The organism is Terrabacter sp. LjRoot27 (genome assembly GCF_964254175.1).
Classification (GTDB): domain Bacteria; phylum Actinomycetota; class Actinomycetes; order Actinomycetales; family Dermatophilaceae; genus Terrabacter.
On sequence record NZ_CAXUSS020000001.1, the window covers coordinates 3,151,315 to 3,168,169 of the forward strand.

The 16,855-nt window shown below is 66.9% G+C and carries 10 protein-coding genes and 2 rRNA genes; 3 read left to right on the forward strand and 9 right to left on the reverse strand.

Translation table 11 applies throughout. From position 1 onward, the window contains the following. Positions 1–68: 68 nt before the first annotated feature. The 9 genes from ACSQ2D_RS14655 to ACSQ2D_RS14695 form a co-directional block, all read right to left on the reverse strand. A 23S ribosomal RNA gene (locus ACSQ2D_RS14655) occupies positions 69–3,198 on the reverse strand. A 381-nt stretch (positions 3,199–3,579) separates the two neighbouring features. After that, positions 3,580–5,101, reverse strand: a 16S ribosomal RNA gene (locus ACSQ2D_RS14660). Together the 16S and 23S rRNA genes form the textbook arrangement of a ribosomal RNA operon. 589 nt (positions 5,102–5,690) lie before the next feature. Continuing rightward, a complete protein-coding gene (locus ACSQ2D_RS14665; RefSeq protein WP_435986669.1) occupies positions 5,691–6,980 on the reverse strand; it encodes a thymidine phosphorylase in 1,290 nt (429 codons plus the stop codon). Positions 6,981–7,036: 56 nt separating this feature from the next. Further along, positions 7,037–7,483, reverse strand: coding sequence for a cytidine deaminase (locus ACSQ2D_RS14670; RefSeq protein ID WP_435986670.1), 447 nt, complete (start codon positions 7,481–7,483; stop codon positions 7,037–7,039). Further along, the gene (locus ACSQ2D_RS14675) at positions 7,483–8,751 is read right to left on the reverse strand and encodes an ABC transporter permease (protein ID WP_435986671.1); all 1,269 of its coding nucleotides are present in this window, start codon (positions 8,749–8,751) and stop codon (positions 7,483–7,485) included. Before ACSQ2D_RS14675 ends, ACSQ2D_RS14670 begins: the two co-directional genes overlap by 1 nt. Further along, on the reverse strand, positions 8,748–9,866 hold the full coding sequence (locus ACSQ2D_RS14680; RefSeq protein ID WP_435986672.1) for an ABC transporter permease: 1,119 nt from the start codon (positions 9,864–9,866) through the stop codon (positions 8,748–8,750). The genes ACSQ2D_RS14675 and ACSQ2D_RS14680 overlap by 4 nt, the downstream gene beginning before the upstream one ends. Further along, positions 9,863–11,506 carry an ABC transporter ATP-binding protein gene (locus tag ACSQ2D_RS14685; RefSeq protein ID WP_435986673.1) on the reverse strand — a complete coding sequence of 548 codons (1,644 nt, stop codon included), beginning with the start codon at positions 11,504–11,506 and terminating at the stop codon, positions 9,863–9,865. Before ACSQ2D_RS14685 ends, ACSQ2D_RS14680 begins: the two co-directional genes overlap by 4 nt. A gap of 103 nt (positions 11,507–11,609) precedes the next feature. Beyond that, the gene (locus tag ACSQ2D_RS14690) at positions 11,610–12,680 is read right to left on the reverse strand and encodes a BMP family lipoprotein (protein WP_435986674.1); all 1,071 of its coding nucleotides are present in this window, start codon (positions 12,678–12,680) and stop codon (positions 11,610–11,612) included. A 112-nt stretch (positions 12,681–12,792) separates the two neighbouring features. Then, the gene (locus ACSQ2D_RS14695; RefSeq protein ID WP_435986675.1) at positions 12,793–14,052 is read right to left on the reverse strand and encodes an amidohydrolase; all 1,260 of its coding nucleotides are present in this window, start codon (positions 14,050–14,052) and stop codon (positions 12,793–12,795) included. A gap of 82 nt (positions 14,053–14,134) precedes the next feature. Between ACSQ2D_RS14695 and ACSQ2D_RS14700 the strand changes: the two genes are divergently transcribed. Genes ACSQ2D_RS14700 through ACSQ2D_RS14710 form a run of 3 tightly spaced genes read left to right on the forward strand, consistent with a single transcriptional unit; the run spans position 14,135 to position 16,711 of the window. Further along, a complete protein-coding gene (locus ACSQ2D_RS14700; RefSeq protein WP_435986676.1) occupies positions 14,135–14,851 on the forward strand; it encodes a (2Fe-2S)-binding protein in 717 nt (238 codons plus the stop codon). 10 nt (positions 14,852–14,861) lie between these two features. Next, positions 14,862–15,833: a pseudouridine-5'-phosphate glycosidase gene (locus ACSQ2D_RS14705; protein ID WP_435986677.1), complete on the forward strand. Its 972-nt coding sequence runs from the start codon at positions 14,862–14,864 to the stop codon at positions 15,831–15,833. Further along, complete coding sequence (locus ACSQ2D_RS14710) at positions 15,830–16,711, forward strand: carbohydrate kinase family protein (protein WP_435986678.1); 882 nt, start codon at positions 15,830–15,832, stop codon at positions 16,709–16,711. The genes ACSQ2D_RS14705 and ACSQ2D_RS14710 overlap by 4 nt, the downstream gene beginning before the upstream one ends. Positions 16,712–16,855: the final 144 nt, after the last annotated feature.

Genomic DNA, 16,855 nt, shown 5'->3' on the forward strand with positions numbered 1-16,855 from the left:
TCAATTCAGTGGGTGTTGGTTTCCCGTTTGTATCTCGGGAACCGCACAGTGGACGCGTAGCATCTTTGTAAGTCAAGTTATCGGCTTATTAGTACCGGTCAGCTCCACACATTGCTGTGCTTCCACATCCGGCCTATCAACCCAGTAGTCTAGCTGGGAGCCTCTCGCCCTCGCGGGCCTGGAAACCTCATCTTGAAACGTGCTTCCCGCTTAGATGCTTTCAGCGGTTATCACTTCCGAACGTAGCTAATCAGCGGTGCTCTTGGCAGAACAACTGACACACCAGAGGTTCGTCCATCCCGGTCCTCTCGTACTAGGGACAGCCTTTCTCAAGTTTCCTACGCGCACAGCGGATAGGGACCGAACTGTCTCACGACGTTCTAAACCCAGCTCGCGTACCGCTTTAATGGGCGAACAGCCCAACCCTTGGGACCTACTCCAGCCCCAGGATGCGACGAGCCGACATCGAGGTGCCAAACCATGCCGTCGATATGGACTCTTGGGCAAGATCAGCCTGTTATCCCCGGGGTACCTTTTATCCGTTGAGCGACGGCGCTTCCACAAGCCACCGCCGGATCACTAGTCCCGACTTTCGTCCCTGCTCGACATGTCTGTCTCACAGTCAAGCTCCCTTGTGCACTTACACTCGAAACCTGATTACCAACCAGGCTGAGGGAACCTTTGGGCGCCTCCGTTACCTTTTAGGAGGCAACCGCCCCAGTTAAACTACCCACCAGGCACTGTCCCTGATCCGGATCACGGACCGAGGTTAGATATCCAGAACGACCAGAGTGGTATTTCAACGTTGACTCCACCATCACTGACGTGACGGCTTCACAGTCTCCCACCTATCCTACACAAGCCGTACCGAACACCAATACCAAGCTGTAGTAAAGGTCCCGGGGTCTTTCCGTCCTGCTGCGCGTAACGAGCATCTTTACTCGTAGTGCAATTTCGCCGAGTTCGTGGTTGAGACAGTGGAGAAGTCGTTACGCCATTCGTGCAGGTCGGAACTTACCCGACAAGGAATTTCGCTACCTTAGGATGGTTATAGTTACCACCGCCGTTTACTGGCGCTTAAGTTCTCAGCTTCGCCGTGAGGCTAACCGGTCCCCTTAACGTTCCAGCACCGGGCAGGCGTCAGTCCGTATACATCGTCTTGCGACTTGGCACGGACCTGTGTTTTTAGTAAACAGTCGCTTCTCCCTGGTCTCTGCGGCCGATCACGCTCAGCCAGCTAGTGGCGTCACGATCAGGGCCCCCCTTCTCCCGAAGTTACGGGGGTATTTTGCCGAATTCCTTAACCACGATTCACTCGATCGCCTTGGTATTCTCTACCTAACCACCTGAGTCGGTTTGGGGTACGGGCGGCTCGAACCTCGCTAGAAGTTTTTCTCGGCAGCATAGGATCACCCTCTTCCCGCATTCGCGGTCACTATCAGGTCTCAGGCTTCATGCGATCCGGATTTGCCTGGATCGCGCCCTACACCCTTGGACGTGGACAACCATCGCCACGCGGAGGCTACCTTCCTGCGTCACTCCATCGCTTGACTACTACCAGATCGGGTCGTGCGCTCCACACACCCGATGGACCCGAAGGTCCGGTGGGCGTGCTTCAGGCACTTAGCATCACTGGGTTCATCATGGGCGGTTCTTCGCCGGTTCCGGAATATCAACCGGATGTCCATCGACTACGCCTGTCGGCCTCGCCTTAGGTCCCGACTTACCCAGGGCAGATTAGCTTGACCCTGGAACCCTTGGTTATTCGGCGGACGGGTTTCTCGCCCGTCATTCGCTACTCATGCCTGCATTCTCACTCGTGTGGCCTCCACGGCTGGTTCACACCGCCGCTTCCCTGGCCACACGACGCTCCCCTACCCATCAACACGCCTGGACACCGAACCCGCAGGTGTCGGTGCCGAGCAGTATGTCAATGCCACAGCTTCGGTGGTGTGCTTGAGCCCCGCTACATTGTCGGCGCGGAATCACTTGACCAGTGAGCTATTACGCACTCTTTAAAGGGTGGCTGCTTCTAAGCCAACCTCCTGGTTGTCACAGCAACTCCACATCCTTTCCCACTTAGCACACGCTTAGGGACCTTAGCTGGTGATCTGGGCTGTTTCCCTCTCGACTACGGAGCTTATCCCCCGCAGTCTCACTGCCACGCTCTCACTTACCGGCATTCGGAGTTTGGCTAACGTCAGTAACCTGGTGAGGCCCATTAGCTATCCAGTAGCTCTACCTCCGGCAAGAAACACGTGACGCTGCACCTAAATGCATTTCGGGGAGAACCAGCTATCACGGAGTTTGATTGGCCTTTCACCCCTACCCACAGCTCATCCCCTCAGTTTTCAACCTAAGTGGGTTCGGTCCTCCACGCAGTCTTACCTGCGCTTCAACCTGGCCATGGGTAGATCACTCCGCTTCGGGTCTAGACCCAGCGACTCAAACGCCCTATTCGGACTCGCTTTCGCTACGGCTTCCCCACACGGGTTAACCTCGCCACTGAGCACTAACTCGCAGGCTCATTCTTCAAAAGGCACGCTGTCACCCCACACGCCCAACGGCGGGAGGCTCCAACGGATTGTAGGCACACGGTTTCAGGATCTATTTCACTCCCCTCCCGGGGTACTTTTCACCTTTCCCTCACGGTACTTGTCCGCTATCGGTCACCAGGGAATATTTAGGCTTAGCAGGTGGTCCTGCCAGATTCACACGGGATTTCTCGGGCCCCGTGCTACTTGGGAAATCCACCGGGAGTCCACACCATTTCGTCTACGGGGGTCGCACCCTCTATGCCGAGCCATTCAATGCTCTTCGACTATGACGCAGATTTCTTACTCCCTACCAGCATGTCAGCACTGGATGGCGGGTCCCACGACCCCGAACGTGCAACGCCTGACAGCTATCACACACGCCCGGTTTAGCCTCATCCGCTTTCGCTCGCCACTACTCACGGAATCACATGTTGTTTTCTCTTCCTGTGGGTACTGAGATGTTTCACTTCCCCACGTTCCCTCCACACACCCTATATATTCAGGTGCGGGTGACTGGACTTGCCTCCAGCCGGGTTTCCCCATTCGGAAATCCTCGGATCACAGTCTGGTTATCGACTACCCGAGGCTTATCGCAGATTCCTACGTCCTTCTTCGGTTCCTGGTGCCAAGGCATCCACCGTGTGCCCTTAAAAACTTGACACTACAAAGATGCTCGCGTCCACTGTGAAGTTCTCAAAATACAACCGGCACCCCACACCCACCACAAGCACAGCTCGCGATCTCGGCAGGGCCCACAACCAGAAAAACCAGCCCACACGCGCCAACGGACCCGGAAACAACCGGGGCCGGCGCGTGTCGTCCGATCCTTCAGGACCCAACAACGTGTCAAGCACCCACCCGAACCCCCACCGCGTTCCACTCCCTCCAGCCCTGACGGGCCCTCAACGGGTTGTACTAGCGAGCGACAGCTCGACCAGGTGCCAAAATCGATGTTCCACCCTTGAGCACCCGCTGCCCCACGTTCGGGGACAGACCGGGCTCTGGAACGCGGACACGAGGTCCACGATCAGATGCTCCTTAGAAAGGAGGTGATCCAGCCGCACCTTCCGGTACGGCTACCTTGTTACGACTTAGTCCCAATCGCCAGTCCCACCTTCGACGGCTCCCCCCACAAGGGTTGGGCCACCGGCTTCGGGTGTTACCGACTTTCGTGACTTGACGGGCGGTGTGTACAAGGCCCGGGAACGTATTCACCGCAGCGTTGCTGATCTGCGATTACTAGCGACTCCGACTTCATGGGGTCGAGTTGCAGACCCCAATCCGAACTGAGACCGGTTTTTTGGGATTCGCTCCACCTCGCGGTTTCGCAGCCCTTTGTACCGGCCATTGTAGCATGCGTGAAGCCCAAGACATAAGGGGCATGATGATTTGACGTCATCCCCACCTTCCTCCGAGTTGACCCCGGCAGTCTCCTATGAGTCCCCACCATGACGTGCTGGCAACATAGAACGAGGGTTGCGCTCGTTGCGGGACTTAACCCAACATCTCACGACACGAGCTGACGACAACCATGCACCACCTGTACACCAGTCCGAAGACGCACCCATCTCTGAGTGATTCCGGTGTATGTCAAGCCTTGGTAAGGTTCTTCGCGTTGCATCGAATTAATCCGCATGCTCCGCCGCTTGTGCGGGCCCCCGTCAATTCCTTTGAGTTTTAGCCTTGCGGCCGTACTCCCCAGGCGGGGAACTTAATGCGTTAGCTGCGGCACGGATCTCGTGGAATGAGACCCACACCTAGTTCCCAACGTTTACGGCATGGACTACCAGGGTATCTAATCCTGTTCGCTCCCCATGCTTTCGCTTCTCAGTGTCAGTAATGGCCCAGAGACCTGCCTTCGCCATCGGTGTTCCTCCTGATATCTGCGCATTCCACCGCTACACCAGGAATTCCAGTCTCCCCTACCACACTCTAGTCTGCCCGTACCCACTGCAAGTCCGAGGTTGAGCCTCGGATTTTCACAGCAGACGCGACAAACCACCTACAAGCTCTTTACGCCCAATAATTCCGGACAACGCTCGCACCCTACGTATTACCGCGGCTGCTGGCACGTAGTTAGCCGGTGCTTCTTCTGCAGGTACCGTCACTTGCGCTTCTTCCCTGCTGAAAGAGGTTTACAACCCGAAGGCCGTCATCCCTCACGCGGCGTCGCTGCATCAGGCTTCCGCCCATTGTGCAATATTCCCCACTGCTGCCTCCCGTAGGAGTCTGGGCCGTGTCTCAGTCCCAGTGTGGCCGGTCGCCCTCTCAGGCCGGCTACCCGTCGTCGCCTTGGTGAGCCACTACCTCACCAACAAGCTGATAGGCCGCGAGTCCATCCCAGACCGAAAAACTTTCCACACCATACCCATGCGGATTGGTGTCATATCCGGTATTAGCTCCGGTTTCCCGGGGTTATCCCAGAGTCTGGGGCAGGTTACTCACGTGTTACTCACCCGTTCGCCACTGATCAGACCAAGCAAGCTTGATCGTCACCGTTCGACTTGCATGTGTTAAGCACGCCGCCAGCGTTCGTCCTGAGCCAGGATCAAACTCTCCGTTGATGTTCAAACACCCACCACCAAGCCCGAAGACCCAAACAGTGAGCAAACTTTGAACCCGTTGAAGGGCTCGAAAACCCGACTGAAGTCGAACAACCAGCTCAAAAAGAGTTGATCATTCAGTTTCAACCAAAGGATAATTCGTTCCGAAACAGACACAGACACCACCAAACAGTGGCACCGCGCCAGCCCCGAGACGAGGTAATTGGCATCGATTTTTGACACGCTGTTGAGTTCTCAAGAATCGGACACGCACCATCAACCACCTCAACGAGGAGGCCTCCGGGGCAACCCTTCAAACTTACCCGCCGCACCCCACCGAGTCAAACGACGGTGATGCGGGCGGGTCCTACTCACCGGAGCCCGACACCGTCGGACACTCCGGGCACTCATCAGACCCCGGGACCGGCCAGCTTCGCTCGACGATCTCTCGCCGCCGCGGTGGCGTCCGTTCCTCCCTGTCGGGCTGACGAAGAGAACTTTAGCCCGCTCCCCGGGGAATCCCCAAATCGCTCCCCTCGCGGGGGTACGGACCCGTGGTGGGCGGTCGGCCGGAGCGCCGGCCGCCTCCCCGCGGGCCCGCACGGCGAGGTCAGGACACCCGGTCGATGACGATCGGCGGGAGGTCCGGCCGCGACCCCTCGGGGGCGATCGTGAAGCCACCCTCGAGCGCCTCGAGAGCGCGGGCGAACCGCTCCGGCTCGTCGGTGTGCAGCGTCATGAGCGGCTCTCCGCCACGCACCGTCGCGCCGGGCTTGTGGTGCAGCTCGACGCCGGCGCCCGCCTGCACCGGGTCCTCCTTGCGGGCTCGCCCGGCGCCGAGACGCCACGCAGCGACCCCGACCGCGAGCGCGTCCAGCTGGACGAGCACCCCATCGGCGGGCGCCAGCACGTGGTGGGTCTCCTTCGCCGTCGGCAGCTCCGCGTCCGGGTCTCCCCCCTGGGCGCGGATCATCCGGCGCCAGACGTCCATGGCCCGTCCGTCCGCGAGCACGTCGGCCGGGTCGATGTCGGAGCGACCCGCACCCGCGACCATCTCGCGTGCGAGGGCGAGCGTGAGCTCGACGACGTCTTCCGGGCCCCCACCGGCGAGCACCTCCACGGACTCCCGCACCTCGAGCGCGTTGCCCGCCGTGAGCCCGAGCGGCGTCTCCATGTTCGTGAGCAGGGCGACCGTGTGCACCCCCGCGTCGGTGCCGAGTCGGACCATCGTCTCCGCGAGCTCGCGAGCCTGTCCGAGCTCCTTCATGAAGGCGCCCGACCCGACCTTGACGTCGAGGACGAGGGACCCGGTGCCCTCGGCGATCTTCTTGCTCATGATCGAGGTGGCGATGAGGGGCACGCAGGAGACGGTCCCCGTGACGTCACGCAACGCATACAGCTTCTTGTCGGCCGGGGCGAGGCCCGAGCCGGCGGCGCAGATGACGGCACCGACGTCCTCGAGCTGCGCCATCATCTGCTCGTTCGTCAGGTCGGCCCTCCACCCGGGGATCGACTCGAGCTTGTCGAGCGTGCCGCCCGTGTGCCCGAGGCCGCGGCCCGAGAGCTGCGGGACCGCGACGCCGCAGGCGGCCACGATCGGCGCCAGGGGCAGCGTGATCTTGTCGCCCACTCCCCCGGTCGAGTGCTTGTCGCTCGTCGGGCGGGACAGGCCCGAGAAGTCGAGCCGCTCACCCGAGCGGATCATCGCGTCGGCCCACCGGGCGATCTCCCGCGGGGTCATCCCGTTGAGGTAGATCGCCATCGCGAGCGCCGACATCTGCTCCTCGGCGACGGCGCCCCTCGTGTACGCGTCGATGACCCAGTCGATCTGGGCGTCGGACAGCTCGGCCCGGTCGCGCTTGGCGGAAATGACGTCTACGGCATCGAAGGCTTCACTCACGGGACCATCATGTCCCAGCGTCGCCGGCGCCGGAGCACGACCGGGTGCGGAGCCGTTCAGCCCTCGGCGTGACGCAGGTCCTCGGCGCCGAACGCCTGCGGTAGCACCGCCGACATCGGCAGCACGCCCTCGGGGGTCATGAGCAGGCACTGCGGGCCGCCGTTCTCCCAGAGCAGCTGGCGGCAGCGGCCGCACGGCATGAGGGCCTGCCCGTCACCGCCGACGCAGAAGACCGCCGTCAGCCGCCCGCCGCCGGACGCGTGTAGGTCGGAGACCATCCCGCACTCGGCACAGAGGGCCACGCCGTAGGCGGCGTTCTCGACGTTGCACCCGCCCACGACCCGGCCGTCGTCGACGAGGCCGGCGACACCGACACGGAACCGGGAGTACGGCGCGTACGCGCGCTCCATGAGCTCGACCGCGCGCCGGCGCAGCGACTCCCAGTCGACCGCGCCGGCATCGGTGGTGTCGACAGTGCCGGGCTGCGGGCTCGTGTCCGCCACTAGTGCCCCTCGCCCTTGCGGTAGATCTGTCCGTCGGCCGCCGGCATGCGCAGGCGTTGCGAGGCGAAGGCCAGCACGAGCAGCGTCGTGACGTAGGGCAGCGTGCTCGACAGCTCCGGCGGCACGATGTCGGTCAGGGCGTACCAGACGCCGACGACCACGCCGACGACGAGGGCGATGACGCCCTGGACGACCCGGCCCTTGCGGACGATCTGCCAGATCCCGATGCCGATGAGCAGCACGGCGAGCAGGAGGAGGAAGGCGTGCACCGTCGTGCCGCCACCGCGCAGCTGGGCCGCGTCGGTGTAGCCGAAGAGCACCGACCCGGCCATCAGACCGCCCGGACGCCAGTTGCCGAAGATCATGGCGGCCAGGCCGATGTAACCGCGGCCACCCGTCTGTCCGTCACGGAAGACGTTGGCGGCGACGAGGGCGAGGAAGCCACCGCCGAGACCGGCCAGACCGCCCGAGACGAGCACCGCGACGAACTTGTAGCGGAGCACGTTGACGCCGAGCGACTCGGCCGCGACCGGGGACTCGCCGACGGAGCGCAGGCGCAGGCCGAAGGCCGACCGCCACAGGATGTAGGCGGTCGCGATGAAGAGCAGGACGGCGAGGATCGTCACGACCGACACGTTGGTGCAGAAGGCACGGAGCACGCCGGCGAGGTCGGAGATGAAGAAGATGTGCTGCTGCTCGAGGTCCCCGAGCGCGTCGGACAGACCCGGGATGCTGACCGTCGGCAGCTCCTCGAGCGGCGGCGACTGCGTCGGACCACCTCCGGGGAGGGTGCTGAAGAAGCGCACCGAGAGGTACTTCGCGAAGCCGAGCGCCACGATGTTGAGCGCGACACCGGACACGATGTGGTCGACGCCGAACGTCACGGTGGCGATCGCGTGGATGAGCCCTCCGACGGCGCCGCCGATGACGGCACCGACGAGTCCCCACCACGGGCCGAGGTGGTAGCCGAGGAAGCCGGCTCCCCACGTGCCGAGGATCATCATGCCCTCGAGGCCGATGTTGACGACGCCTGCGCGCTCGGACCAGAGACCGCCGAGACCGGCGAGGGCGATGGGCACCGCGAGGCCGAAGGCTGCGATGAGCAGCCCCGACGAGTCGACGTCGTTGGCGCCGGTGACGACACGGAGCACCGACAGGACGAGGACGGCTCCAAGGCCGACCCCGACCCACTGGAGCGGGCTCAGGCGGAGCCGGCGTGGGTTGGCGGTGACCTTCTCGACGCCGGCGTCCAGACCAGTGACACTCATGCCGTCGCTCCTTCCGGGGTGGGGGCGTCGGATCTCGTCTCGGCCAGCTCCCTCGCCACCCGCTGCTGCTCGAGGCGCACGTCGGCGCGACGGATCAGCTCGTAGGCGATGACGACGGCGAAGAGGATGACGCCCTGGATGATGAAGACGACCTCGGACGCGACCCCGGCCCGGATCTGCAGGGCGTTGCTCTGCACGTCGAGGAAGGACCACAGCAGCGCCGCGACCGCGATGCCGAGCGGGTGGTTGCGGCCGAGCAGCGCGATGCCGATGCCCGCGAAGCCGAGCCCGGCCTGGAACGTCGTGCCGTAGCTGTGGTCCTGGCCGAAGAGCAGCGGCATGCCGATGAGGCCGGCGAGCGCCCCCGAGGCGATCATCGTCGTGACGATCATCCGCGGCACCTTGACGCCGCTGGCGACCGCCGCGCTCTCGGAGCGGCCCGTCGCACGCAGGTCGAAGCCGAACCGCGTCTTGTTGATGACGAACCAGTAGAGGGCACCGACGAGGACGGCGAGCAGGATGAGCGTGTAGACCTTGTTGGTCGCGCCCGGGATGAGGCCGAGGCCGTCGAGCTGCGAGGACTCCGGGATGGGCTTCGTCGAGATGCTGTTGCTGCCCTGCTGCTTGACCGCGACCTTGAGCAGCAGCCACTGCACGACGCCGGTCGCGATGGCGTTGAGCATGATCGTGCTGATCACCTCGGAGATGCCGCGGCGGACCTTGAGGTAGGCGGCGATGCTCGCCCAGAAGCCGCCGGCCACCATCGCCACGACGATGGTGAGGATGACGTTGATCGGTCCCGGGAACCAGGCCTGGCCGGCGAAGAGCGCACCGGCGAAGACGGCGACGCGGTACTGCCCGTCGACGCCGATGTTGAAGAGGTTCATCCGGAAACCGACCGCGACCGCGACGGCCGAGAGGTAGTAGACCGTGGCGCCGTTGACGATCTGGACGAGCTGGCGCGGCTTGGGCCAGCTGAGGATCGTCTGCCAGACCTCGACGACCGGGTCGCCGAGGGCCAGCAGGATCGCCGAGGTCACGAGGAACGCGACGACGAGCGCGAGCAGCGGCGCCGCGACGGCGAGCAGGAGCTTGCGGGGGCTGAACGTGCTCATCGGGTCTCCTCCGGGCTGGCCGCAGCTCCGGTCATGGCCGCGCCGAGGTCCTCGGCGGTGACGGTGTCGGGGTCGAACGTGCCGGTGAGCCGCCCGCGCAGGATCACCTCGATGGTGTCGGAGAGGCCGATCAGCTCCTCGAGGTCGGCCGAGATGAGCAGGACGGCGAGGCCGTCGCGCCGGGCCTGGCGGATGATGTCCCAGATGCTCGACTGGGCGCCGACGTCGACGCCTCGCGTCGGGTGCGCGGCGACGAGCACCTTGGGCTGGTGGCTCATCTCGCGACCGACGATGAGCTTCTGCTGGTTGCCGCCCGAGAGCGACCCCGCCTTGACGTTGATCGAGGGCGTGCGGACGTCGTACTCCTTGACGATCCGCTCGGTGTCGGCCTTGGCGCCGGCCGCGTTGATGATGAAGCCCCGGACGTTCGGCTCCTCGGTCTGGTGGCCGAGGATGCGGTTCTCCCAGAGCGGGGCCTCGAGCAGCAGGGCGTGCCGCTGGCGGTCCTCGGGGATGTAGGCGACGCCGGCCTCACGGATCTCGCGCGTGCGCCAGTCGGAGATGTCGGTGTCGCCGAGGAAGACGAGGCCCGAGGTGGGCTCACGCATGCCCATGATGACCTCGACGAGCTCCGCCTGGCCGTTGCCCTCGACGCCGGCGATGCCGAGCACCTCACCGGCGTGGATCGTCAGCGAGATGCCGTCGAGCACGTTGCGGCCGGCACCCGTGCCGGCGAGCACGATGTCCTCGGTGCGCAGCACGACGCGGTCGGTGACGGTGGACTCCTCGGTCTGCGGGGTCGGCAGCTCGGCGCCGACCATGAGCTCGGCGAGCTGGCGCGCGTTGACCGACGACGGGTCGACGGTGTCGACCGTCGTGCCGCGCCGGATCACCGTGATGGAGTCGGCGACCGAGAGCACCTCGTCGAGCTTGTGCGAGATGAACAGGACCGTCAGGCCCTCGGACTTGAGCTCGCGCAGGTTGTCGAAGAGCTCGTCGACCTCCTGCGGCACGAGGACCGCGGTGGGCTCGTCGAGGATGATGATCCTGGCGCCGCGGTAGAGGACCTTGAGGATCTCGATGCGCTGGCGCGCTCCGACCCCGAGCTCGTCCACGAGCACGTCGGGGTCGACGTCGAGGCCGTACTCGTCCGAGATGCGCATGATCTCGCGTCGGGCTCCGTCGCCGATGCCGTGCAGCTTCTCGGCGCCGAGGACGACGTTCTCGAGGACCGTGAAGTTGTCGGCCAGCTGGAAGTGCTGGAAGACCATGCCGATGCCGGCGGCGATGGCGTCGGCCGGGGAGTGCAGGTCGACGACCCGACCGTCGATGCTGATGGACCCCTCGTCCGGGCGCTGGACGCCGTAGAGGATCTTCATCAGCGTCGACTTGCCGGCGCCGTTCTCACCGACGATCGCGTGGACCGTGCCACGCGCGACCGAGAACCCGATGTCCTTGTTGGCGACGACTCCGGGGAACCGCTTGGTGATCCCTTCGAGTTGAACGGCGGGATGGGCGTCCGACGTCCCGTCGGGTCGCGCAGGTGCTGCGGTGATGGCGACAACTCCTCGTCCGGGCCCGGAGAGGAGTCCGGGCAGGTGGTTCGTGGGGCCGGGTCGGAGGACGTCCCGACCGACCACCGGAGCCGGGGACGGACACGGCCCGCGACGACGCTACCGCGCCGCCCGGGCCGTGTCGCCCCGCTCGGGGATCATTCAGAGTGGATCTCGAGGCTCTCGAGGATCAGGGTGCGGTCGGGACCTTGATCTCGCCCGCGATGATCTTCTGCTTGTAGTCGTCGAGCTTGGACTTGATGTCGTCGACCTTGCCACCGGTCGTGGCGTAGTCGACACCGCCGGCCTTGAGGTCGTAGACCTTGTTGCCCGTGATGTCGGTGCCCGCGGCACCCGACTTGAGGAAGTCGTAGACCGCCACGTCGACCTTCTTGATCATCGAGGTGAGGATGACGTCGCGGACGTCCGGCGTGGCCGTCAGGGCCTGGTCGGAGTCGACACCGATGGCGAGCTTGCCGGCCGCCTTGGCTGCCGTGAAGACACCGCTGCCCGAGCCACCCGCGGCGTGGTAGACCACGTCGGCGCCGCCCTGGTAGAGGCCCTCGGCGGCCGTCTTGCCCTTGGCCGGGTCGTTGAAGCCCGAGAAGTCCGGCGGCTGCGAGAGGTACTGGCTCTTGACGACGATCGACGGGTTGGCCGCCTTGGCGCCGGCGACGTAGCCCGCTTCGAACTTCTTGATGAGGTCGGTGGCGACACCACCGACGAAGCCGACGGTGTTGGTCTTGGACTTGAGGGCAGCGGCCGCGCCGACGAGGAAGGAGCCCTGCTCCTCGGCGAAGGTCAGCTGGGCGACGTTGGCGCCGGCCGAGTCGGGGGACGCGTCGTCGATGATCGCGAACTTGACGTCGGGGTTGGCCTTGGCGACCGTGCCGATCGCCTTGGCGTAGGCGAAGCCGACACCGATGACGTGGGTCGCGCCCGCGTCGATGAACTGCTGCAGACGCTCCTCGGTGGCAGCCTCGCTCTCACCGTTGACCTGCGTGGCCTCCTTGAACTCGACACCGAGGTCGGCCTTCGCCTTGTCGAGGCCCACGGCCGCCGACGCGTTGAAGGACTGGTCACCACGACCGCCAACGCCGTAGGCGATACCGACGACGATCTTCTTGCCGGCGGCCTGCGTGCCGGTGCCGCCGGCGGAGGTGTTGCTGCCCGCGGGCGTGTTGTCGCTGCTGCTGCCGCAGGCCGCGAGGCCCAGCGCGGCGGCGGCGACAACGGCCGCGACCTTGGTTGCGTGACGCAAGAGGTGCTCCTTAGATTCCGCGGGGCCGACGACGACATCGGCCCAGATAGCACGGAACTGTAGACCCCGGCACGACAAGATCTGAACGGGTCGGGGGAAGTCGCAGGAAGTGTTACCGATCCGCGACCGCGCTCAGAGGAGAGACGCCTCCGAGGGCCGGGGTCCCCGCCAGCCGGGCCGCCGCCGCGAACACGACGCCGGCCAGCGTCCGCGCCCCGACGACGATGGCCCCCTCGTCGACGACGAGGTCGCCCCGGTGCAGGTCGTAGGTCGGACCTCCGGGTGAGCGGGTCCCGAGCCGAGCCATGGCGCCCGGCAGGTGGGTGAGGTACCAGGCGAAGTCCTCGCCGCCGAGCGACTGCGGCGTCGGCGCCACGAACGACCCGGTGCCGGTCACGGCCGCCGTGAGGGCGTCGATGCAGCCGGCGTCGTTGACGACCGGGGGCACGCCCTTGGTGATGAGCACGTCCGCCTGGACGGCATACGGCTTGACGACCTCGTGGACGACGGCCTCGAGGAGGCGCTCGACGCCCTCCCAGATGCCGGCGTCGAGCATGCGGAGCGTGCCGCCGACCTTGCCCGACGACGGGATGACGTTGGACGCCCCACCGGAGTGGATCGACCCCCACACGAGCGCCGCGCCCGCACGCGGGTCGAGCCGGCGCGAGAGCACGGCCGGCACGTCGGTGACGACCTTGGCGAGGGCGTACGTCAGGTCCTGGGTGAGGTGCGGGCGCGAGGTGTGGCCGCCGCGCCCGGACAGGGTGACCTCGATCTGGTCGGCCGCCGCGGTGATGGCGCCGACGCGCAGGCCGACCTCGCCGGCGTCGAGGCCGGGGTCGCAGTGGAGCGCGAAGATCCGGTCGACCCCGACGAGCCCGTCCTGGGCCACGACGTCCTCGGCACCCCCGGGCATCAGCTCCTCGGCGGGCTGGAAGATCAGCCGGGCGCCGACGCCGGCCGCGACGAGACGGTCCTCGACCTCCTTGAGGGCGAGCGCCGCACCGATGAGCGCGGTCGTGTGGACGTCATGACCGCAGGAGTGGCTGACGCCGTCGGTCCGGGACGCGAACTCGAGGCCGGTCTGCTCCCGGATGGGCAGGGCGTCGATGTCGGCCCGCAGGGCGATCCGGTGCGAGGGGTTCGCGGCGCCGAGGTCGGCGACGAGCCCCGTGCCGCGCAGCCGGCGGACGCCGATGCCGGCCCGCTCGAGACGCTCGGCGACGACGGCTGTCGTGCGCACCTCGCCACGTCCGAGCTCCGGGTGCGTGTGCAGGTCGCGACGGATCGCGACCAGCTCCGCGGCATGCTGCTCGACGGTTCGGGCGATGGCCTCGAAGGGCAGCGGAGCGGAGCGGTCGGTCACGAGCACGGGAGTCTAGCGAGAGGATGGACCGGACCCCCGCACGCCGGGGTCGCCGGGACCGGTCTGACGACGGAGAGAGGGGCCACGCGTGGAGTCGGCAGCACCTACGGGGACGTCCCTCGGCACGGATGCCGTCCGGCACGTCGTCGGGCTCGTCGACCGGGCGCTGCCCTTCACCACCGTGACGAGCCGAGCCTCCTCCGCGACCGTCTGGAGCGCCGACGTCCTGACCCACGTGCGGACCGGCGCCGACCCCCTGGCGCCGTGGCGGTCGGCGCTGCTGACGCAGATGGAGCAGCGCAACGCGGCCACGGTGCGCCCCCACGTCGCTGCCGCCTTCGTGCTCCAGTGGTGGTGCGAGGTGGCCGCCACCCCGATCGCGTATGCCGCCGTGCTCGGTCCCTGGCTCCTCGTCCCGTCGGGTGCCGGGCTGGGCTTCGAGCTCGCGCCGGCCCTCAACCCGTTCCGCATCGTCGTCGCCCCCGAGCGGACCTCGCTGGAGGTCGAGGACGACCCCGCACGGCGTCTGGAACGCAGCCGGGCGGCATACCTCGCGCTCGTCACGGAGGTCGTGACGGCATACGCGCCCGACGTGCGGATGGGCTCGCGGCAGCGGTGGGGTGTCGTCGACGACATGTGGGACACGGCCGTGCGGCTCGCGCGGGGCGCAGCCGGGGAGAGCGTCGGCCCCGAGCCGACCCGCGTGTCGTGCTGCTTCATCTACGCGATCCCCGGGATGCGCGAGTGCGCCGCGTGCCCCCGCAGCGGCCGGGGTCACGGCGCTGACCGGACCGCACCGAACTAGGCTCTGCGCCATGCCGCAGCGCCTGCCCGAGTCCGACCTGCTCGTCGTCCACGAGGAGGTGCGCGAGGCCCTCGATGCCGGGGTCGGCGTCGTCGCTCTCGAGAGCACCATCCTCGCCCACGGCCTCCCCCACCCCGACAACATCGAGATCGGCGGGCAGATCGAGGACGCCGTGCGCGCCGGCGGGTCGGTGCCCGCGACGATCGCCGTGCTCGACGGCGTCGTGCACATCGGCCTCGGGGCTGCCGAGGTCGAGCGCATCTGCACCGACCCCGACATCGCGAAGCTGTCGGTGCGCGACGTGGGCGTCGCTGCGGCACTTGGCCTTTCGGGTGCGACGACGGTGGCGTCGACGTCCGCGCTCGCACACCTGGCGGGCATCCGCGTCTTCGCCACGGGCGGGCTCGGCGGCGTGCACCGCGGCGCGTCCGAGACCTTCGACGTCTCGGCAGACCTCGGCGTCATCGCGTCCACGCCGGTGCTCGTCGTGTGCGCCGGCGTCAAGTCGATCCTCGACGTGGCGGGCACCCTCGAGACGCTCGAGACGCTGTCCGTGCCGGTGCTCGGCTACCGGACCGACGCCTTCCCGGGCTTCTACCTGTCGGACTCGGGCCAGCCCGTGCCGTGGCGGGTCGAGTCGGCGGCAGAGGCGGCGCGCGTCGTCGTCGCGCGGGCCCGGCTCGGGACCGACGCCGCCGGGGTCGTGCTCGCCAACCCCCTGCCCGCCGACCGCCAGGTCGAGCGAGGGCTGCACGACCGTCTCGTCGACGAGGGCCTGGCGCTGCTCGAGCGCGAGGGCGTGCACGGCAAGGACGTCACGCCGCGGCTGCTCGAGTACTTCCACGACCACTCCGGCGGCGAGTCGCTGCGCGCGAACGTCGAGCTCGTCCTGTCCAACGCGCGCCTCGCCGGCGAGGTGGCGGCCGAGGTCGCCGCGCAGTCAGCGGGTGTGGTCGGCGCGGCGCAGTCGGCGGGCGCGTGACGACGCGGCCGGTCGTCGTCGTCGGTGACGTCGGGCTCGACGTCATCACCCGCCCGTCCGGCGACATCCGCTGGCACTCCGACACCCCGTCGGCCGTGGCGCTCGTGCCGGGCGGGGCGGGCGCCAACTCCGCCTCGTGGCTCGCCGGCCTCGGCGCCGACGTGACGCTCGTGGCCCGTGTCGGCGACGACGCAGCCGGCACGACGTGTCGTCGTGAGCTCGAGTCGGCCGGCGTGACCTGCGCGTTCGCGGTCGACGCCGCCCTGCCGACGTGCATGGTCGTCATCCTGCTCGACGCCCATGGCGACCGGACGATGTTCCCCGACCGCGGGGCCAACAAGGCCTTCGCGGTCTCGGACGTCGACCTCGCGGCGCTGCGGCTCCCGGCCGAACCGCAGCCGCACCTGCACCTCTCGGGCTACGTGCTCTTCGACGCCGGGTCCCGCGCGGCCGGCCTCGAGTCGCTGCGCCAGGCACGGTCGCTCGGGTGGACGACGTCGGTCGACCCGCAGTCGCCCGCGCTCATCGAGCGCGAGGGCGTCGAGTCGTTCCTCGGGTGGGTGTCGGGCGTGGACCTGCTCCTGCCGAACGAGAACGAGGTCGCGGCGCTCGGGGGGCTGGCCGCGATCCTCGCGCACACGAACGAGGTCGTCGCGACCTACGGCGCGGCCGGGGCGCGGTGGGTGGGTGCCGACGGCGTCGACGAGTCGGCGGAGGCGCCGGTCGTCGAGAACGTCGACGCCACCGGGTGCGGCGACGCCTTCAACGCCGGGCTCCTCTCGGCCTGGCTCGGCGGCCAGGGCCGGTCGAGCGCGTTGCGTGCCGGGGTCGCGGCCGGCAGCGCCGCGGCGGCCCGCGTCGGAGCGCGACCCGGCTAGGCGGCATACGCCCTCGGCCAGCGCCGCGACCGACCGCGTGGGCACCTCGGCCGGAATGAACTCGGGAAACCGCTGTGAGGGAGGGTTTTCGGGGATCGCTCCGGCCGATTGGACCTGTGGAGAACGGCAACCCGCGTCAGAGCG